We start from the raw sequence: 19349 nt of genomic DNA, 5'->3' as shown, positions 1-19349 counted from the left end.
TAGAATTGCGGCCGTGAGTCCGTTCCCAGTCCGCGCCATCACCCTCGATCTCGACGACACCCTGTGGCCGTTCGCGCCGATCGGGGCGCGGATCGAGCGAACCCTGCACGAGTGGATGGAACGGCACAGCCCGCGGACCGCGGCCCGCTTCCCCGTCGCGGAGATGCGCGTCCTGCGCGAGCGCGTGGTCGCCGAGCATCCGCAGCATGCGCACGACCTCAGCCTGCTGCGCCGCCTCACCATCGAGCGCGCGCTGCGCGACAGCGGCGGCGACGTCGCCCTGGCCGAAGCGGCGTACGCGATCTTCTTCGCCGAGCGCAACCGCGTCGATTTCTATCCCGACGCGCTGCCGGCGCTGCAGCGCATCGCGGCACGCGTCCCGGTGGCGGCGCTGAGCAACGGCAACGCCGACCTGGCGGCCGTGGGCATCGACCAGCACTTCCGCTTCCAGCTGGGCGCGCGCGAGCACGGCGCCGCCAAGCCCGACGCCAGCATCTTCCACGCCGCCTGCGCACGCCTGGGCGAGGATCCCGTCCACGTGCTGCACGTCGGCGACGACATCACGATGGATGTCGTCGGCGCCGCGCGCGCCGGCCTGCGCGCGTGCTGGATCAACCGCGACAACCTCGCGTGGCCGCACGCCGACGTCGGCCCCGACCTGCATTTCGCTTCGCTCACCGCACTGGCCGACTGGCTGGATGCGCACTCCCCGACCGCACAGGAAGACGTCGCCGCATGACCTTGCCCGCCGGCCTCACCCTCGATTCCACCAATGCCCTGCCGCTGCATGTCGTCACGCGGGCGGACTTCGCCGAATGGCGCGCGGCGCAACCGGCCGCGGTCGACGCGTGGATCGAGGCGCAGGGCTACGACGGCAGCGCCTACACGGCGCTGGTGGTGCCGGACACCGAAGGCCGCATCGCCGCCGCGGTGATCGGCGTCGGCGACCGCCTCGATCCCGCCGCGTACGGCCACGCGCCGTTCGCGCTGCCGGCGCGCAACTGGCGCCTGGTCAACACGCTCGAGCCGGCGGAAGCCGCCGCGCTGCAGCTCGGCTGGGGCCTGGGCAGCTACCGCTACACCCGCTACAAGCAGCCGCTGCGCGCGCCGGCGACGCTGGCGATCGACGGCGACACCGACGCGGTCCGCGCCGAACTGGCCGCGTGCCTGCGCGTGCGCGACCTGGTCAACACGCCGACCGAGCACATGGGCCCGGACCAGCTGGAACAGGTGTGCTGCGAGCTGGCCGAGCGCTTCGGCGCGCACATCGACGTGGTCAGCGGCGACGACCTGCTGCTGAAGAATTTCCCGGCCATCCATGCGGTCGGCCGCGCCTCGCACCGCGCGCCCCGGCTGATCTCGCTGCGCTGGGGCGACCCCTCGCACCCGCACATCGCGATCTGCGGCAAGGGCGTGTGCTTCGACACCGGTGGCCTCGATCTCAAGCCCGCCGACGGCATGCGCAACATGAAGAAGGACATGGGCGGCGCGGCGCACGCGATCGCCCTGGCCGAATGGATAATGGCCAGTGGCCTGCCGCTGCGGATCAGCCTGTTCGTGCCCGCAGTGGAGAACGCCGTCGGCCCGGATGCCTTCCGCCCCGGCGAAGTGATCGCCACGCGCGCGGGCCTCAGCGTCGAGATCGACAACACCGACGCCGAAGGCCGCGTCGTGCTCTGCGACGCGCTGGTCTACGCCGCCGAACAGCAGCCGGCATTGCTGCTCGACTTCGCCACGCTGACCGGCGCCGCGCGCATCGCGCTCGGCCCCGACCTGCCGGCGGTGTATGCCAACGACGAGGCGCTCGCCGCCGCCTGGCTCGACGCCGGCACGCGCCTGCGCGACCCGCTGTGGCGCATGCCGCTGTGGCGCCCGTACTGGCGCTACCTCACCAGTACCGTCGCCGACATCGCCAACGCCGGCCCGTCGAAGATGGCCGGCAGCATCACCGCGGCGCTGTACCTGGAGCGCTTCGTGCCCGCGCAGCAGAAGTGGGCGCATCTGGACGTGTACGCCTGGAACGACAGCGACCGCCCGGGCAAGCCCGCCGGCGGCGAAGCGCAGGGCCTGCGCGCCGCGTACGCGATGCTGAAGGCGTACGCCGGCGCCTGATCGCCGCGCCCGTCCGCGCGGCGTGATCCGCGCGCTGTGCACGAGTTGCGCCTTGCACGACCCTGACGCCGCGTCAGATTGGCGGCGACCGGGTGAAGCGCCACACTAGGCACGGCATCCGCCCGTGCCGGCGCCTTGTCGCGCGCAAGAAACTTACTTCCGGCAGGTTGGCGTGGCGCAGTGGCGCGCCCACACTGGCGCCGCTTTCCAGCCGGCCGACGTCGAATCCGGCCCGCTCCATTCGTCATACGACCATGCGGCCCGCCCGCTTCCAGTTTCAGGATGAAGGTCTTTCCGGGATGAACAACTCCGATCTGCTCAAGGAACTCCGCATCGACCGCAGCGCCGCGCCGCCGCCTTCGCGCACCGGCCTGTGGATCGGCCTCGGCATTGCCGCGGCCGTGCTCGTGCTGGCGCTGGTGGGCTGGGCCGTGTTCGGTCGCGACCGCGCCATCGAGGTCAAGACGGCCGACGTCACCGCCGTCGACAGCGGTGGCGGCAGCGCCTCGGTGCTCGATGCCACGGGTTATGTGGTCGCGCGGCGCATGGCCACGGTGTCGGCCAAGATCACCGGCAAGGTGCGCGAGGTGCTGATCGAGGAAGGCCAGCGCGTCGAGGCCGGCCAGGTGATGGCGACGCTCGACCCGATCGACGCCGACGCGCAGCGCGACCTGGCCGCCTCGCAGCTCGCCGCCGCGCGCAGCGAGATCGGCGCGGTGCAGGCGCAGCTCAAGGAAGCCGAATCCAACGCCGAACGCCTCGGCAGCCTGGTCCAGCAGCAGCTGATCTCGAAATCGCAGTACGACCAGGCCATCGCACAGCGCGACGCGCTGCGCGCCCGGCTGCAGACCGCGCAACGCAACGCCCAGGTCGCCGGCAGCGGCCTGCGCATCGCCGCGCAGGGCGTGGACAACACCGTGGTGCGCGCGCCGTTCGCCGGCGTGGTCATCGCCAAGGCCGCGCAGCCGGGCGAGATCGTCTCGCCGCTGTCGGCCGGCGGCGGCTTCACCCGCACCGGCATCGGCACCATCGTCGACATGGATTCGCTGGAAGTCGAAGTCGACGTCAGCGAGGCCTACATCGGCCGCGTGCAGCCGAAGATGCCGGTCGAGGCCGTGCTCAATGCCTATCCGGACTGGCGCATCCCCGCCGAGGTGATCGCGATCATCCCGACCGCGGACCGCGCCAAGGCCACGGTCAAGGTGCGCATCGCCCTGAAGTCGAAGGACCCGCGCATCGTCCCGGACATGGGCGTGCGCGTGTCCTTCCTCGAGCAGGACGACAGGAAGTCCGCCGCCGTCGCCCAGGCCGCGCCGCGCACCCTGGTGCCGCCGGCCGCGCTGCGCAAGGACGGCGAACAGGACATCGTCTTCGTCCTGCACGACGGCAAGGCCGAGCGCCGCGCCGTGCGCCTGGGCGGCAACCTCGGCGACAACCGCCAGGTGCTCGCCGGCGTCAGCGCGGGCGAGCGTGTCATCACCGAGGCGCCGGCGACGCTCAAGAACGGCGACGCGGTCGAGGTCGCCGAAGGCAAGTAATCCTTCCCCGCCCGCGCGCGATGCCCTGGCGGCGACGGGCGCGAACACCGAACAAACCGTCCAAGGAACGAGGCAGGCAATGAACGACATGAGCGACATGAGCAGGCACGACGCGATGATCCGCATCCGCAACGTCACCAAGTCGTACGAGCGCGGCCGGCAGAAGGTGGAAGTGCTGCACGGCCTCAACATCGACGTGCCACGCGGCGACTTCGTCGCCCTGATGGGCCCGTCGGGTTCCGGCAAGACCACGCTGCTCAACCTGATCGGCGGCCTCGACACGCCCAGCTCCGGCGAGATCAGCGTCGACGGCCAGCGCATCGACCAGCTCAAGGGCGGCCAGCTCGCCCGCTGGCGCAGCAACAACGTCGGCTTCGTGTTCCAGTTCTACAACCTGATGCCGGTGCTCACCGCCGAAGGCAACGTCGAACTGCCGCTGCTGCTGACCAAGCTGTCGGCGGCGCAGCGCAAGAAGAGCGTGCAGGTCGCGCTGCAGGTGGTGGGCCTGGCCGACCGGGCCAAGCACAAGCCGCGCGAACTCTCCGGCGGCCAGGAGCAGCGCGTGGCGATCGCCCGCGCGATCGTCTCCGACCCCAACCTGCTGGTCTGCGACGAACCGACCGGCGACCTCGACCGCGCCACCGCCGACGAGATCCTCAGGCTGCTGCAGGCGCTCAACCGCGAACACGGCAAGACCATCGTGATGGTCACCCACGACCCGCTCGCGGCCGAGTACGCCAACCGCACCCTGCACCTGGACAAGGGCCGCCTCGCCGAACAGGTCGTCGGCTCGTGATGCGCGCCGGCCACCGGAGGACCAGCCCATGACCAAGACCGGATTCGTCATCGCCAACCTGTTCCGCAAGAAGACCCGGACGATCCTGACGCTGTTGTCGGTGATCATGGCCTTCCTGCTGTTCGGCCTGTTGCAGTCGGTGAACCACATCTTCGACGCCGGCGCCGACTTCATCGGCGCCACCCGCCTGGTGACCCAGGCGCGCGTGTCCTTCACCCAGCCCATTCCCCTGAGCATGCTGCCCAAGCTCGAAGCCGTGCCCGGCGTGGCGCGGGTCGCGCACATGCAGTGGTTCGGCGGCGTGTGGCAGGAGAACACCCCGCTGTTCGTGTTCGCGGTCGACCCGGTGCGCCAGCATGACGTCTACCCGGAGTGGGTGATGCCCGACGCGCAGTGGAAGGCGTTCGCCAATACCCGCACCGCGATGGTCGCGGGGCGCAACATCGCCAACAAGTACGGCTGGAAGATCGGCCAGAAGATCCCGATCCGCTCCAACATCTATCCGCAGAAGGACGGCAGCAAGGCCTGGGCCTTCGACCTGGTGGGCATCTACGACGGCAGCGACGAGAACTGGCAGAAGCAGACCAACACGGTCTTCATCAGCCACGACTACTTCGACGAGGCCAACCAGTTCAGCAGCGGCCGCACCAACTTCTTCATGCTCAAGCTCGCCCCGGGGGCCGACGGCGCGAAGATCAGCAGCACCGTCGACAAGATGTTCGAGAACTCGCCCGACGAGACCAAGACCCAGACCGAGAAGGACTTCAACGTCGGCTTCATCAAGCAGATCGGCGACATCGGCATGATCGTGCGCTGGATCCTGTTCGCGGTGTTCTTCACCCTGCTGCTGGTGGTGGGCAACACCATGGCCCAGAGCGTGCGCGAGCGCATCCCGGAACTGGCGGTGCTCAAGACCCTGGGCTTCTCCGACGGCTCGGTGCTCGGCTTCGTCCTGGCCGAAGCCACCGCGTTGTGCCTGGTCGGCGGCGTGATCGGGATGTCGATCGCAACCCTGTTCGGCGCCCTGATCGAGAAGGGTACCGGCGGGCAGTTCGCGCTCAGCGTCAACGGCTGGGTGTGGATGACCGGCGCGATCGCGATCGTGCTGATGAGCCTGGCCGTGGGCCTGCTGCCGGCATTGCGCGCACGCCGCCTGAAGATCGTCGACGCACTGGCCGGACGCTGAGGAGAACACCATGCTGAGTCAAATCACCGCCATCACCGGCTTGAACCTCAAGAGCATCCCCGAGCGCTGGGCTTCCTCGCTCGTCATCGTGGTGGGCCTCGCCGGCGTGGTCGCCGTGTTCACCGCCCTGCTCGCCATGGCCACCGGCTTCGAGAAGACGCTGGCGGCCACCGGCAGCACCGGCAACGCGATCGTCCTGCGCGGCGGCTCCGATGCCGAGCTCAACTCGGGCCTGAGCCGCGATTCGGCCACGCTGATCAAGCAGGCCCCCGGCATCCGCAAGGGCGCCGACGGCAAGCCGCTGGCTTCGGCGGAGATGATCGTGATCGCCGAACTGGTGCGCCAGGGCGACGAGAAGAACGGCGCCAACATCACCGTGCGCGGGGTCGAGCCCGACGCGTTCGCGTTGCGTCCGCAGTTGAGAATCGTCGAGGGCCGCAAGTTCCGCACCGGTCTGCGCGAGCTGATCGTCGGCCGCGGGGTCACCCGCCAGTTCCAGGGCGCCGAACTCGGCAAGACCCTGCGCATGCGCGGTTCGGACTGGACCGTGGTCGGCGTGTTCGAGTCCGGCGATGCCTACGACAGCGAGCTGTGGGCCGATGCGGAAGTCGCGCAGACGACCTTCAACCGCGGCGGCTTCAGCTCGGTGCTGGTCGGGCTGGACGGCGCGAGCGGGCTGCAGGCGCTGCAGGACGGGCTGAAGACCGATCCGCGCCTCACCGTCGACGTGAAGGGCCAACAGGAATATTTCAGCGGCCAGACCAAGAACTTCCGCCAGCAGATCGGCTTCCTCGCCGGTTTCGTCACCGTCATCATGGCGCTCGGCGCGATCTTCGCCGCGCTCAACACCATGTATGCGGCGGTCGCGACGCGCGCCAAGGAGATCGCCACCCTGCGCGCGATCGGCTTCGGCGGCATGCCCGTGCTGGTGTCGGTGATGATCGAGTCGCTGGTGCTCGCCTTCGTCGGCGGCGCCCTGGGCGCGATCATCGCCTACCTGCTGTTCAACAACTTCTCGGTATCGACGCTGGGCGAGAACTTCACCCAGGTGGTGTTCGCGTTCAAGGTGACGCCGCCGCTGGTGCTCACCGGCCTGGTGATCGCGCTGGTCATCGGCTTCTTCGGCGGCCTGCTGCCGGCGTGGCGCGCGGCGCGGATGCCGGTGACGTCGGCCTTGCGCGCGGCGTAAGCGCTAGGCGGGAACGTCGGAAGCATCGAGCAGGCCGCGAGCGATCGCGGCCTGTTCGTTTTCCGGGTTGTCGATGTCCAGTTGCAGCTCCGGTGCGTGCAGGCGCCACACGGCGTCGGGTGCGAGTGCGTTTAGGTAGGCGCCGAAGCCGCGATCGCCCTGCAGTTGTGCTGCAGCGCGCAGCAGCGGCGCCGACAGCACGGCGGGCGAACCCAGGCGGTCGGCGTGCTGCGTGGCGGCGCAGCCGGAATCGGCAGTCGCGGCGCCCGCCAGCAGGCGCTGCAGGTGCGCGCCCTCCAACGCGGGCTGGTCGCAGCCGAGGACCAGCACGCGACCCGCGTGCTCCTGCAACGCGTGCGCCGCCCGTTGCAGGCTGCTGGCCAGCCCCGATTCCCAGCGGGGATTGAAGGCCACTTCGACCTCCAGGCCGGCAGCCGCTGAGGCGATGCGTTCGTGTCCGGCTCCGGTGACGAGGACCACGCGCATCGCGCCGGTCGCGATGGCGAGGCGCACGGCGCGGTGCACCAGCGTCTCGCCCTCGCGCGTGAGCAGTTGCTTCGCATGTCCCAGGCGGCGACTGCCGCCCGCGGCCAGCACGATCGCGGCGTGGCCGGTACTCATGGCGAATGGCGGTAGGCGTGCAGTTGGGCGGCGATGCTCAGTGCGATCGCTTCCGGACCGTGTCCGCCCAGGTCCAGCCCCACCGGCGAATGCAGGCGCGACCGCAGCGCGTCGCGCACCTCCGGCGAGAGCAGGCGGAACAGATCCTCGCGACGCCGCGTGGGTCCCAGCAGGCCGATGAAGCCGATGTCGCTGGCCGCCAGCGCCACCAGGGCCTCGCGGTCGAGCTCGAAGTGGTGGTGCATCACCAGCGCCGCATCGAAGCGCGCCGGCGCCGGCAACGCGGTCTGCGGGGGCCGCTGGATCGCCTCATCGGCGCCCGCGGCCAGCGGCGCCCAGCGCGGGCGCTGCTCGACCAGCGTCACCACCCAGCCGAGATTGCGCAGCGCGGGCAGCAAGGCCGGTGTCTCCGGTCCGGCGCCGAAGATCACGACCGTGGGCGGCGCCGGGATCTCCAGTGTCCAGGCGCCGCCCTGCGCCTCGCCCGGGTGCAGCGGCGCAAGCTGCCACTGCCGCGCGAGCAACCCCACTTCCGCACGCAGGTTGCCCCCCGCCGCGATGTCGATGCGCAATGGCGCTTCCGCGCGGCGCCAGGCGGCGACCAGCTCGCCCCACTGCGGCAGCGATCGCAGCGGCAGCAGCGCGATGCGCAGGCGCCCGCGGCATCCCAGCGCCGAGCCGGACAGCAGGTCCTCGTCGTCGCGGGTATCGATGTGCAGCCAGTCCATCCGCGGTGCCGTGGCCACCTGGCGGGCGCGGCGTTCGATCTCCGGTTCCAGGCAGCCACCGCTGAGCCAGCCGACCTGCCCGGACTCCGAGCAGAACAAGGCCATCGCCCCCGCCCGCACGTAGGTGGATCCCTCGGTGGCTACCACCAGCGCCAGCACGGCGGCATCGTCACGCTCTGCTGCCAGCGCGCAGGCCTCCAGCACGGCGCGGGGGCCACCGGTCGGGGAGCGGGTAACGGCGACTTCGATGTCCATGGCGACGCGAACCCCGCAGCGTTGGCGACCCGCAGAGTCTATGCCCGACCCCGGCGGTCCCGCTGTTGCGCCGTGCCATGCACGCCGGCCGGGCCAGGAGTAGGCTCGGCGTCCCGACCCGCGGGAGCGCGCCATGAAGCTGCACGTCAATGGCACCGAGCACGAGGTGGCCGCGCCACCGGAGATGCCGCTGCTCTGGGTGTTGCGCGATGTGATGGGCATGACCGGCACCAAGTTCGGCTGCGGCATCGCGCAATGCGGCGCCTGCACCGTGCACGTCGACGGCTTGCCGCGACGCTCGTGCGTCACCCCGGTGGAGAGCGTGGTCGGCAAGCACATCACCACGATCGAAGGCCTGTCGAAGGACGGCACCCATCCGGTGCAGCGCGCGTGGACCGAGCTCGACGTCGTGCAGTGCGGTTACTGCCAGTCCGGGCAGGTGATGGCGGCGGCTGCGCTGCTCGCGAAAGTGCCTCACCCCAGCGACACCGATATCGACCAGGCGATGTCCGGCAACATCTGCCGTTGCGGCACCTACCCGCGCATCCGCGCCGCGGTGCATCGCGCCGCCGAGCTTTCCAAGGGTTGATCGTTTCCTGCGCCGCGCCCGCGGCGTGTTGCGTTGTGCAACGGAGGTTCCCGTGAACGCCGTGCCCCGTCAGCTTTCCCGTCGCGATTTCCTCAAGACCGGCGCCGTGGTCGGCGGCGGCCTCGTGGTCGCCTTCGTCATTCCCGGCGCGCGCCGCTTCGCCGATGCCGCCGCGCCCGCCGCGGCGTTCGCGCCCAACGCGTTCCTGCGCGTCGGCAACGACGACAGCGTGACGGTGCTGATCGCGCATTCCGAGATGGGCCAGGGCATCTGGACCTCGCTGCCGATGCTGATCGCGGAGGAACTCGACGCCGACTGGTCGAAGATCCGGGTCGAACACGCACCGGCCGCGCCGGCGTACGCGCACACCCAGTTCGGCATGCAGATGACCGGCGGCTCGACCTCGACCTGGTCCGAATTCGACCGCTACCGCCAGGCCGGCGCCGCCGCCCGGCAGATGCTGATGCAGGCCGCCGCCACCCGCTTCAACGTGCCGCTGGAGCAGGTGCGCACCGACAAGGGCGAAATCATCGCCGGCACGCACCGCGTGCGGTACGGCGCGCTGGCCGACGACGCGGGCAAGCTCAAGGGGCCGGATCCGGCCACGCTGAAACTCAAGGATCCCAAGGACTGGAAGATCATCGGCAAGCCGACCCGGCGCCTGGACACGCCGGAGAAGATCACCGGCCGCGCGCAGTTCGGCATGGACGTGCAGTTTCCCGGCCTGTTGACCGCGGTCGTCGCGCGCGGGCCGGTGTTCGGCGCGAAGGTGAAGTCGTTCGACGCGACCGCGGCCCAGCAGGTCGCTGGCGTGCGCAAGGTGGTGCAGGTGCCCAGCGGCGTCGCGGTGGTCGCCGACCACTACTGGGCGGCGAAGCTCGGCCGCGATGCGCTCAAGGTCGACTGGGACCTGGGCGAAGGCGCGGCGATGGACAGCGACGCCATGCGCAAGGAACTCACCGAGCTCGCCGCCACCGCGGGCACGCCCGCGGCACAGGCCGGCGACGTCGCCGGGGCATGGCCCAAGGCGAAGAAGACGTTGCGTGCGGTGTACGCCGTACCCTATCTCGCGCACGCGCCGATGGAGCCGCTCAACTGCACGGTGAAGATCGGCAAGGACTCGTGCGAGATCTGGACCGGCACGCAGTTCCAGACGGTCGACCAGTCGGTCGCCGCGAAGATCCTCGGCCTGAAGCCGGAACAGGTGCAGATCTACACCACCTTCCTCGGCGGCGGCTTCGGCCGGCGCGCGACGCCAACGTCCGACTTCGTCACCGAAGCCGTGCACGTCGCCAAGGCCGCGGGCGCGCCGGTCAAGACGGTGTGGTCGCGCGAGGACGACATCCGCGGCGGCTATTACCGCCCCGCCTATGTGCACGACGCGCGCATCGGCGTCGACGCCAAGGGCATGCCCGTCGCCTGGCAGCACGGCATCGCCGGGCAATCGATCCTCGCCGGGACGCCGTTCGAGCCGATGCTGGTGAAGAACGGCATCGACGCGACCTCGGTGGAAGGCGTGTCCGATTCGCCCTACCTCAAGGAGATCGCCGACCATCGCGTCGACCTGCATTCGCCGCGCAAGCCGGTGCCGGTGCTGTGGTGGCGCTCGGTCGGCCACAGCCACAGCGGCTTCGTGATGGAGAGCCTGATCGACGAACTGGCGCACGCGGCGAAGCAGGACCCGCTCGCCTACCGGCGCGCGCTGCTGCAGAAGCATCCGCGCCACCTGGGCGTGCTCAAGCTGGCCGCCGCAAAGGCCGGCTGGGGCAAGCCACTGAAGAAGGGCCGCGCGCGCGGCATCGCCGTGCACGAATCCTTCGGCAGCTACGTCGCGCAGGTGGCGGAAGTGTCGCTGGAAGGACCCGCCGAGGGGCCGCGCGCGATCCGCGTGCACCGCGTGGTGTGCGCGATCGACTGCGGCATCGCGGTGAATCCGGAATCGATCCGGGCGCAGATGGAATCCGGCATCGCCTTCGGCCTGGGCGCGGCGTTGCACAGTCGCCTGAGCTTCCGCGAGGGGCGCGTCGAGCAATCCAACTTCCACGACTACCCGGTGCTGCGCCTGGGCGAGATGCCCAACGTCGAAGTGCACATCGTCCCGAGCACGGAGAAGTCCGGCGGCGTGGGCGAGACCGGGGTGCCGCCGATCGCGCCCGCAGTCGCCAATGCCGTGTTCGCGCTGACCGGGCAACGCCTGCGCGAACTGCCGCTGCAACTGTCCGCCGACGCCGCGTCGGCCCGCGCCTGAGGTGCCTGCCATGCGCACGAGATCGCCGATTCCCATGGGGACCCTGCTGCGCGCGATGGGCGCGCTGTGCGGCGTGCTCGCCCTCTGCGGCTGCGACACCCAGGCCGCGCCGGAGCGGCAGCAGGCGGGCAAGAACGCGTTCCTGACGGTGCACACGGTGTTCCAGCACCCGCGCTGCGCCAACTGCCACATCACCGGCGATGCGCCGCTGGTCTCCGACGCGAGCGTGCCGCATCCGATGGGCGTGGCGCGCGGCCCGGAAGGCCACGGCGCCCTGGGCCTGCCGTGCGCCAGTTGCCATGGCAACCGGAATTCGCCGGCCAGCTACGGCCCGCACGCGCCGCCGGGCGCACCGCACTGGGGCCTGCCGCCGCCGGACCAGAAGATGGCGTGGTTCGGCGAGTCGCCCAGGGTGACCTGCGAAATGATCAAGGACCGCAAGCGCAACGGAAACCGCGACCTCGCCGCGCTGCTCAAGCACGTCAGCAACGACAAGCTGGTGTTGTGGGGCTGGGAACCGGGCGGCAACCGCGCCCCGGTGCCGGTGCCGCACGACGAACTCGTCGCCGCGTTCAAGACCTGGGTGGACGCCGGCGGGCCGTGCCCGGACGCGTGAGCGCGCCCCTGCCGCTCCAGTTCAGTCCGCGAGCCCGGCGCGGAAGTGCAAGCACTCGATGCCGAAACCTTCGCGGAAGTAGAAGCGGTGCGCGGCCTCGCGCCTCACATGCGAGATCAGCTGGAGCTGGCTGCAACCCAGCGCGCGCGCTTCATCCTTGAGCCGCGCCAGCAGGCGCGCGCCATGGCCGCGTGAGCGCGTCCCTTCGTCGCTGACGAGGTCGTCGACGTAGAGCACGCGTCCGCAATACAGCATGTTCATCACGCGATAGGTCGCCACCGCGCGCACCACGCCCGCGTTCCACAGCGCGAGCAGCTCGAGTCCGTCGCTGGCGCGCAGCGCATGCATCGTCGCCACGTAATCCTCGCGCCGCAGGTGCGGCCGCAACTGGTGCATGACCTCGAACGTCGCGGTGATCTCGGCGTCGCTGCGTGCTGGCCGGATCTCGATGCCGTCCATGTCAGGCCTTGCTCGCGGTCGCGGCGACCGGCGTCGCGGGCTGGCGCCGCGCACGCAGGGCGCCATCGATGGCGAAGATGCCCAGGCCGATCCAGATGCACACGAAGCCGATCAGACGGTCGCGGTCGAAGGCTTCGTGGAAGACGAACACGCCGGTCAGGAACTGCAGCGTCGGTGCGATGTACTGCAGCAGCCCGACCACGGACAGCGGCACGCGTCGCACCGCGAAGGCGAAGCCGATCAGCGGCAGCGCGGTCAGTGCGCCGCCGACGACCAGCAGCACGTCGAGGCCGAGGCCCCACCCGGGTGCGCCCTCAAAAGGCAGGAAACCGCCCTGCCCGTGCGCCTCGCCCCACACCAGCACGGCCAGCGCGGGCAGGAACAGGTACACGCTTTCCACGCCCAGCCCCGCGACGGCATCGATCGCCAGCAGCTTGCGCAGCAGCCCGTACAGCGCGAACGACAGGGCCAGGCAGATCGCGATCCACGGCGGCTGGCCGAACTGCACGGTGAGCCACAGCACGCCGGCCGCGGCCAGCGCCACCGCGATCCATTGCGCACGGCTCAGGCGTTCGTGCAGGAAGGCGACGCCCAACACCACGTTCAACAGCGGATTGATGAAGTAGCCCAGACTGCTTTCGACGACGTGGCCGGCATTCACCGCCCAGATGTACAGGCTCCAGTTGAAGCCGATCAGCGCGCCGCTCGACGCGAGCATCCACGCCGCGCGCGGCCGCGCGAGCGCCGCGCGCAGCCAGCCGCGACCGTGCTTCCACAGCAGCCACGCCACCACCAGCAGGGTGCTCCAGACCACGCGGTGGGCGACGATCTGCAGCGACGGCACCGCCTTGAGCAGGTGCCAGTACAAGGGCATCAGCCCCCACAGCACGAACGAGGCGACGGCGACCCACAGGCCGGCGCGGCTTTCCGCGGCGCTACTGTTGAAACCGGGGCTCATGCCGCGGGCTCGCTGCTGGACGGATTGGCGATCGGCGCGGGCGCCGCGGTCGACGCGCGCGCCTTCGCCAGGGTGATGATCACCACGCCGGCGAGGATCACCGCCATCGCGCCGAGGTCATGCGTGGTGAAACTTTCACCACCGAGCATGAAGCCGAAGAACACCGCGATCGGCGGATTGACGTAGGCATAGCTGGTCGCCAGCGCGGGGCGCACGTGGTGCAGCAGCCAGATGTAGGCGGTGAAGCCGAAGATCGAACCGGCGACGACGAGGTAGAGCATCGCCGCGGTGGCGCCCATCGACGGCACGCCTGCGAAGCGTTCGCCGGTGGCCAGCGCCGCCGCCAGCATCCACAGGCTGCCCACCAGCATCTGTCCCGCGGCCATCATGAAGGGCTCCGGCAGGTCGAGGTCGCGGCTCCAGATCGAGCCCCACGCCCACGCGACCGCGGCGATCGCCAGGCACACGCCACCCAGGAGCGATGAAGACAGTTCGCTACCCGCGTTGAGCCAGATCACGCCGAGGAAGCCGATGATGGTGCCGAGCCATTCGATCCTGGTCGGGTGGCGCCCGCGCAGCATCGCGAATACGCCCGCGAACAGCGGCATCGAGGCCACCGCGATCGCGGCCAGGCCGGAACCGACCTCGGTCTCGGCGAGGTTCACCAGGCCGTTGGACAGCAGCACCATGAATACCGACAGCACCGCCAGCGTGCGCCACTGCTTCCGGGTCGGCGCCTTCACCCCGCGCCAGCGCAGCACCGCGAACATCAGCGCGCCGGCGATCGACATGCGGATCGCGCCGAGCAGGAACGGCGGGTAGCCCTCCAGGGCGAAGCGGATCGCCAGGTAGGTCGAGCCCCACAGCACGTACACCGACGCCAGCGCGAAGGCGATGGCGAGCGCGGAGGCGCGGTGCGGGGTGGATACGATGGCGGTCATGGAGGAGGCCGGGTAGCGAGGGTGTCAGGAAGCAGGGGCAGCGCGGGAAGCTTCGATCCGGCCGAGCAGCCACTGCAGTCCGGCGAGATGCTGCTGGTCGTGACTGCACAGGTAGTGCATCAGGCCGCGCAGCGTGACCGGACCGTAGCCCTCGAATTCCGCGGTGCGCGCGAAGTCGCCAGCATGCAGCTGCGCCAGCAACTCCACGGTATGCGCCCGTGCAACGCGGAATTCCACCAGCGCGGCCTGCACGTCGTCATCGCCGGCATAGCCGCGTTCGGCCGCCAGCGCGTAGCTGTCGATGTCCACCAGCAGCGGCCGCTGCTCGTGCAGGGTCCGGCGGAAGCGCACGTGGTAGCCATCGACTTCGATGTCGCGCACGTGCAGGACCTGCTCCAGTGGGGTGAAGCGCTCGCTGGGGATGCCCTCCCAGGACGGCGGCGTCCAGCGCGCGAAGCCGGCGGGCACCGTGGCGTAATGCGCCTCCAGCTGGCTGGGGAATGCCGCCAGCGCCTGCAGCGTGGTTGCGATTGTCACGTCCTTCATCGTCGCTCCTCAGGCCAGCCGGCGCGGTTCCAGCACCATGCGCAGCGCGAGGCCGCCGAGCACCGTGCCCATGAAGTAGCGCTGCGCGGCGAGCCAGACCGGCTTGCGCGCGAACCACGCGGCCAGGCCCGCCGCCGACAGCGCGATCAGCAGGTTGAAGGTGAAGCTGATGGCGATCTGCAGCACGCCCAGCTCCACGCTCTGCACGAACACCGAGCCGCGATGCGGGTCGACGAACTGCGGCAGGATCGACAGGTACAGGACCGCCGCCTTCGGATTGAGCAGGCAGGTCAGGAAGCCCATGCGGAACAGCTTCGCCCGCGAATCCGGCGGCAGGATCGCCGGCTGCAAGGGCGAGCGCGCGCCGGGCTTCACCGCCTGCCAGGCCAGGTACAGCAAGTAGGCCGCGCCGGCGAGCTTCAACGCGTCGTAGGCCAATGGCACCGCGACGAACAGCGCGGTGAGTCCGGCCGCAGCCGCGGTCATGTGCACGAGGAAGGCGCACACCACGCCAAACAGCGACACCACGCCCGCACGCGGCCCCTGGCTCACCGAGCGCGAGACCAGGTAGATCATGTTCGGGCCGGGGGTGAGCACCATCACCAGCGCGGTGGCGGCGAACAGCAGCAGTTGCTCGAGCGGGATCATGGAGGGCGCATGGTGCGGCGTGGGATGCGAGACAGCCTATCGGCGGGGCGAGCATCGCGTTTGAAAATACGTGCGTCGCGGCGCAATAATTTTGCATGGCTGCCGCGCCCATCGCCCTCGACGAATTCGACCACCGCCTGCTCGACCTGCTGCAGCGCGACGCCGGTCTCACCCTGACTGCGCTGGGCGAAACGGTCGGGCTGTCGGCAAGCGCCGTGCAGCGCCGGATCAAGCGCTACCGCGAGAGCGGACTGATGCGCACCGTCGCCGTGCTCAATCCCGCGCAGCTGGCCAACGTCACCCTCGCCACCGTGCTGGTCGCGCTGGAACGCGAGTCCGCGCGCCACCACGCCGCCCTGCACGCGCGGCTGCGTTCGGCGGCGGAGGTGCAGCAGTGCTACGTGCTCGCCGGCGAATGGGATTACCTGGTGGTGCTGGCGACCACGGGCCTGGCGCATACGCGGGAAGTGGCCGAGCGCCTGTTCGGTGGCGACGAAAACCTCAAGCGCTACGAGACGCGGATGGTGTTCGAAGTGGTGAAGCAAGGCCTGGCCCTGCCGACGCGCGCACCGGGGCGGCGCAAGCGCTGATCGGGCGCGGGCCCTAGGCCGCGCGTTCGCGCTGCAGCACCCGCTCCTTGAGCGGCAGGCCCCAGCGATAGCCGCCGAGCGAGCCGTCTCCGCGCACCACCCGATGGCACGGCACCACGATCGCCACGCGGTTGTGCGCGCAGGCGCTCGCCACCGCGCGTGCGCCGCGCGGTGCGCCCAGCTGCGCGGCGACCTCGGCGTAGCTGCGGGTCTCGCCGCGCGGGATCCGCATCAGCGCATCCCACACCTTCTTCTGGAACGCGGTGCCGATCAGGTCGATGTCCACCTGCGCCTGCTTGCCGGCGAGCGCGTCGGCGACCGCGCGCAGGCGCGGCGCCAGGAATTCGTCGCGGCCGGCGTCCACGCGCTCGAGCACGGCGCGCGGGAATTCGGCCTGCAGCTTGGCTTCCAGTGCCACCGGATCCTCGCCGAGTTCGATCATGCAGATGCCGCGCTGGGTGGTCGCCACCAGCGCGGTGCCGAGCGCGGTGTCGAGCAGGCTCCAGCGGATCTGCTCGCCGTCGCCGCCCGCGCGGTAACGCGCGGGCGTCATGCCGAGCTTGGCGGCGCCGCGTTCGTACACGCGCGAGGGCGAACCGTAACCGGCGTCGTACAGCGCGGCGCTGACGTCGCGGCCTTCGCGCAGCGCGGACTTGAGCGTGCCGAGCTTGCGCTGGGCGAGGTATTCGGCCGGGCTCAGGCCGAAGCGCGCGGTGAACGTGCGCTGCAGGTGCGATGGACTCAGGCCCACGGCCTCGGCGAGGTCGTTGAGGGACGGCTCGCCCAGGTCGAGCAGCGCGCGCGCGCGCTCGAGCTTGTCGGAGGAATGGCCGGGCGCGCCGGCGGGGAGCTGGAGGTTCTTGACCATGGCGTTCATGGCCCCAACGGTAACGGGCGCCCATGGGCGCCCGCTATCCGATTCTTGCGATGCGATCGCGGGGCGGGCGCCCCCGGGCGGATTCCCAGGCGGGGGCCCGGGAAACCCCATCAGTCGGCCCAGTGGCCCGGCGTCGCCGCCTGGGGCAGCACCTGCACCGACAGTTGCTTGTCGCCGTTGAGCAGGCGCACCGCGTCGCCCAGGATCGCGGCCGACTCGCGCAGCAGCGGGTCCGGACGCTGTTCGGCCAGCTTCTCGCGGGCGGCGTCCTTGGCGATGTCGCGTTCGCTCGAGGCCAGGCCGTCGTCGGCGTTGTCGTCGGCCAGCGGATCGATGGCCAGGCCCAGCGCCTTGCGCTGTTCCTGGCGCAGCTTGCGCTTGGCGTCGTCGCGGTCGCGCTCGGCGCGGCGCTCGGCTTCGTTCAGCGACACCGACTTCTTCGCGCGCTCCTCGCGGAACTGCGCCACGTCCTCGCTCCACCACTGGAATTCCTTGTCCTTGGCGATGCGCGCGGCATGCATGGATTCCAGCTTCGGCAGCAGCGGCGCGAAATTGCCATAGCGGGTGTGCTGCACGGCGGCGATGCGTGTCCACGGCAGCGCGTTGTCGTAGGTGCTTTCGCCGAATTCGCTGGCGTCGACCGACACCGGGAAGGCGATGTCCGGCACCACGCCCTTGTTCTGCGTGCTGCCGCCGCTGACGCGGAAGAACTGCGCGATCGTCAGCTTGACCTGGCCGAAGCGCGCGGTCTCATTGGCCGGCCAGCGGTCGAGGTCGACCAGGTTCTGCACCGTGCCCTTGCCGAAGGTGGTCTCGCCGATGACGAGTCCGCGGCCGTAGTCCTGGATCGCGCCGGCGAAGATTTCCGACGCCGAGGCCGAACCGCGGTTGATCAGCACCGCCAGCGGGCCCTCCCAGGCAATCCCGGAATCCTCGTCGCCGTATACCTGCACTCGACCGCCGGATTCGCGCTGCTGCACGACCGGGCCGCGATCGATGAACAGGCCGGTGAGGTCGATCGCCTCGTCGAGCGAACCACCGCCGTTGTTGCGCAGGTCGAGCACGACGCCCTCGACCTTTTCGCCGCGCAGCTTGGTCAACAGCTTGGCGACGTCGCGGGTGGCCGAAGCGTAATCGCCATCGTTGCGGCGGCGCCCTTCGAAGTCCTGGTAGAAGCCGGGCAGCTTGATCACGCCGATGCGGCGCGCCGGAACGCCGTCCGCGCCTGGCAGCGTGATGATTTCCGACTTCGCCGCCTGGTCTTCCAGGCGCACCTTGTCGCGCACCAGGACGAGGCGGTTGGGATGGCTGTCGAGGCCGGCTTCGGCCGGGATGACGTCGAGGCGCACCTTGGTGCCCTTGGCGCCGCGGATCTTGGCGACGACATCGTCGATGCGCCAGCCGATCACGTCTTCCATCAGGCCGCTGTCGCCCTGGCCCACACCAACGATGCGGTCACCGGGTTTGAGCTTCTGCGACTTGCCGGCGGGGCCGCCGGGCACGATCTCGCGGATCGCGACCACGTCGTCCTGCTTCTGCAGCACCGCGCCGATGCCTTCCAGCGACAGCGACATGGTCATGTTGAAGTTGTCGGCCGTGCGCGGGGTGAAGTAGTCGGTGTGCGGATCGATCGAATTGGCGTAGCTGTTGAGGAAGGTCTGGAACACGTCCTCGCCCTTCAACTCGGCCACGCCCTTGGACATGTTCGCGTAGCGCTTGTCGAGGGTCTTGCGGATGTCCTCGGGCTTCTTGCCCGCCAGCTTCAGGCGCAGCCAGTCGTTGCGCACGGTCTGCTTCCACAGCATGTCCAGCGCTGCATCGTCGCTCGCCCACGGCGCCTTCTCGCGGTCGTACTCGAAACGGTCGCTGCCGGTGAAGGAGAAGATGTCCTGCTTGAGCAGGTTGCGCGCGAACGCGACGCGCTGGTCGAAGCGCTGCCGGTACGCCGCGAAGATCGCGTACGCGGGATCGAGCTTGCCGCCCTTGATCGCGTCATCGAACTGGAACTTGTACGCGTCGAACTTCGCGATGTCCTTCGCGGTGAAGAACTGCTTGTTGCCGTCGAGCGCTTCCAGGTAGCGCTTGTACATGTCCGCCGACAGGGTGTCGTCGAGCGGGCGCGGACGATAGGCGTAACGGCTGTCGGACAGCAACCCGTACACGAGCTTGGCCGCGGTCGTCTGGTCGGTGGTCGGCGCATTGGGCAGCGTCTTGGCATCGACCGACTTCAGCAGGGCCTTGTCGCTCTGCGGCGGCACCGGCAGCTGCGCGGTCTTGGAACCGTCAGCGGCGAGCAGCGCCAGGGGAGCGGTGAGCAGGAAGGCCGCGAGCACTTTGAGTGCGGGGGCGGTCGTGGCGCGTGGGGTCTGGATTTTCATCGCGGGGTCTTCGCGGACCGACGTGGCCCGGTGCAAGGATGTCGCGGGATTCGACCGGTCCACAGTGCCGGAAG

The 19349-nt window shown here is 70.1% G+C and carries 19 protein-coding genes; 10 read left to right on the top strand and 9 right to left on the bottom strand.

Features of this window, described 5'->3' with window-relative positions:
• Positions 1–13: 13 nt before the first annotated feature.
• From BP05_RS04890 to BP05_RS04865, 6 genes are all read left to right on the top strand, one after another.
• Positions 14–739, top strand: a complete 726-nt coding sequence (locus BP05_RS04890; RefSeq protein WP_496361050.1) for an HAD family hydrolase — start codon at positions 14–16, stop codon at positions 737–739.
• A complete protein-coding gene (locus BP05_RS04885; RefSeq protein ID WP_496361048.1) occupies positions 736–2112 on the top strand; it encodes a leucyl aminopeptidase family protein in 1377 nt (458 codons plus the stop codon). Before BP05_RS04890 ends, BP05_RS04885 begins: the two co-directional genes overlap by 4 nt.
• 299 nt (positions 2113–2411) lie before the next feature.
• Positions 2412–3650 (top strand): efflux RND transporter periplasmic adaptor subunit, encoded by a 1239-nt coding sequence (locus BP05_RS04880; RefSeq protein WP_496361046.1) that lies wholly within the window; start codon positions 2412–2414, stop codon positions 3648–3650.
• Positions 3651–3738: 88 nt separating this feature from the next.
• Positions 3739–4446, top strand: a complete 708-nt coding sequence (locus BP05_RS04875) for an ABC transporter ATP-binding protein (RefSeq protein ID WP_496361520.1) — start codon at positions 3739–3741, stop codon at positions 4444–4446.
• A gap of 28 nt (positions 4447–4474) precedes the next feature.
• Complete coding sequence (locus BP05_RS04870; protein WP_496361044.1) at positions 4475–5632, top strand: ABC transporter permease; 1158 nt, start codon at positions 4475–4477, stop codon at positions 5630–5632.
• A 10-nt stretch (positions 5633–5642) separates the two neighbouring features.
• Positions 5643–6821 (top strand): ABC transporter permease, encoded by a 1179-nt coding sequence (locus tag BP05_RS04865; RefSeq protein WP_496361042.1) that lies wholly within the window; start codon positions 5643–5645, stop codon positions 6819–6821.
• Between the two features lie 3 nt (positions 6822–6824).
• On the opposite strand, the gene BP05_RS04860 is transcribed toward BP05_RS04865, so the two are convergent.
• Positions 6825–7442: a nucleotidyltransferase family protein gene (locus tag BP05_RS04860; RefSeq protein WP_496361040.1), complete on the bottom strand. Its 618-nt coding sequence runs from the start codon at positions 7440–7442 to the stop codon at positions 6825–6827.
• Complete coding sequence (locus BP05_RS04855; protein WP_496361038.1) at positions 7439–8425, bottom strand: XdhC family protein; 987 nt, start codon at positions 8423–8425, stop codon at positions 7439–7441. The genes BP05_RS04860 and BP05_RS04855 overlap by 4 nt, the downstream gene beginning before the upstream one ends.
• Positions 8426–8558: 133 nt before the next feature.
• Here BP05_RS04855 and BP05_RS04850 point away from each other — a divergent pair, with 133 nt between their 5' ends.
• Genes BP05_RS04850 through BP05_RS04840 form a run of 3 tightly spaced genes read left to right on the top strand, consistent with a single transcriptional unit; the run spans position 8559 to position 11878 of the window.
• Positions 8559–9014, top strand: a complete 456-nt coding sequence (locus BP05_RS04850) for a (2Fe-2S)-binding protein (protein ID WP_496361036.1) — start codon at positions 8559–8561, stop codon at positions 9012–9014.
• Positions 9015–9066: 52 nt separating this feature from the next.
• A complete protein-coding gene (locus BP05_RS04845; protein WP_496361034.1) occupies positions 9067–11262 on the top strand; it encodes a xanthine dehydrogenase family protein molybdopterin-binding subunit in 2196 nt (731 codons plus the stop codon).
• 10 nt (positions 11263–11272) lie between these two features.
• Positions 11273–11878, top strand: coding sequence for a hypothetical protein (locus BP05_RS04840; protein ID WP_496361032.1), 606 nt, complete (start codon positions 11273–11275; stop codon positions 11876–11878).
• A 21-nt stretch (positions 11879–11899) separates the two neighbouring features.
• Here BP05_RS04840 and BP05_RS04835 read toward each other — a convergent pair whose 3' ends face one another.
• The 5 genes from BP05_RS04835 to BP05_RS04815 are packed head-to-tail and all read right to left on the bottom strand — an operon-like array spanning position 11900 to position 15430.
• Positions 11900–12337, bottom strand: coding sequence for a GNAT family N-acetyltransferase (locus tag BP05_RS04835; protein WP_496361030.1), 438 nt, complete (start codon positions 12335–12337; stop codon positions 11900–11902).
• Position 12338: 1 nt separating this feature from the next.
• Positions 12339–13295, bottom strand: a complete 957-nt coding sequence (gene rarD / locus BP05_RS04830; RefSeq protein ID WP_496361029.1) for an EamA family transporter RarD — start codon at positions 13293–13295, stop codon at positions 12339–12341.
• Positions 13292–14236, bottom strand: coding sequence for a drug/metabolite exporter YedA (gene yedA / locus BP05_RS04825; protein ID WP_496361027.1), 945 nt, complete (start codon positions 14234–14236; stop codon positions 13292–13294). The genes rarD and yedA overlap by 4 nt, the downstream gene beginning before the upstream one ends.
• Positions 14237–14260: 24 nt before the next feature.
• Positions 14261–14782 (bottom strand): DinB family protein, encoded by a 522-nt coding sequence (locus BP05_RS04820; protein WP_496361025.1) that lies wholly within the window; start codon positions 14780–14782, stop codon positions 14261–14263.
• A 9-nt stretch (positions 14783–14791) separates the two neighbouring features.
• Entirely contained in the window at positions 14792–15430 is a 639-nt protein-coding gene (locus BP05_RS04815) for a LysE family translocator (RefSeq protein WP_496361023.1), read from the bottom strand.
• A 95-nt stretch (positions 15431–15525) separates the two neighbouring features.
• On the opposite strand from BP05_RS04815, the gene BP05_RS04810 reads away from it, so the two are divergent.
• Positions 15526–16020: an Lrp/AsnC family transcriptional regulator gene (locus tag BP05_RS04810; protein ID WP_496361021.1), complete on the top strand. Its 495-nt coding sequence runs from the start codon at positions 15526–15528 to the stop codon at positions 16018–16020.
• 13 nt (positions 16021–16033) lie between these two features.
• Here BP05_RS04810 and BP05_RS04805 read toward each other — a convergent pair whose 3' ends face one another.
• Together BP05_RS04805 and BP05_RS04800 are read right to left on the bottom strand one after the other, a co-directional pair.
• Positions 16034–16897: a bifunctional transcriptional activator/DNA repair enzyme AdaA gene (locus tag BP05_RS04805; RefSeq protein WP_496361019.1), complete on the bottom strand. Its 864-nt coding sequence runs from the start codon at positions 16895–16897 to the stop codon at positions 16034–16036.
• A 110-nt stretch (positions 16898–17007) separates the two neighbouring features.
• Positions 17008–19275: a carboxy terminal-processing peptidase gene (locus tag BP05_RS04800; protein WP_496361017.1), complete on the bottom strand. Its 2268-nt coding sequence runs from the start codon at positions 19273–19275 to the stop codon at positions 17008–17010.
• Between the last annotated feature and the right edge of the window lie 74 nt (positions 19276–19349).

Source organism: Lysobacter oryzae DSM 21044, from assembly GCF_059568595.1.
Note: the sequence above shows the minus strand (reverse complement) of the source record. Positions and strands in the feature narration are given on the sequence as shown.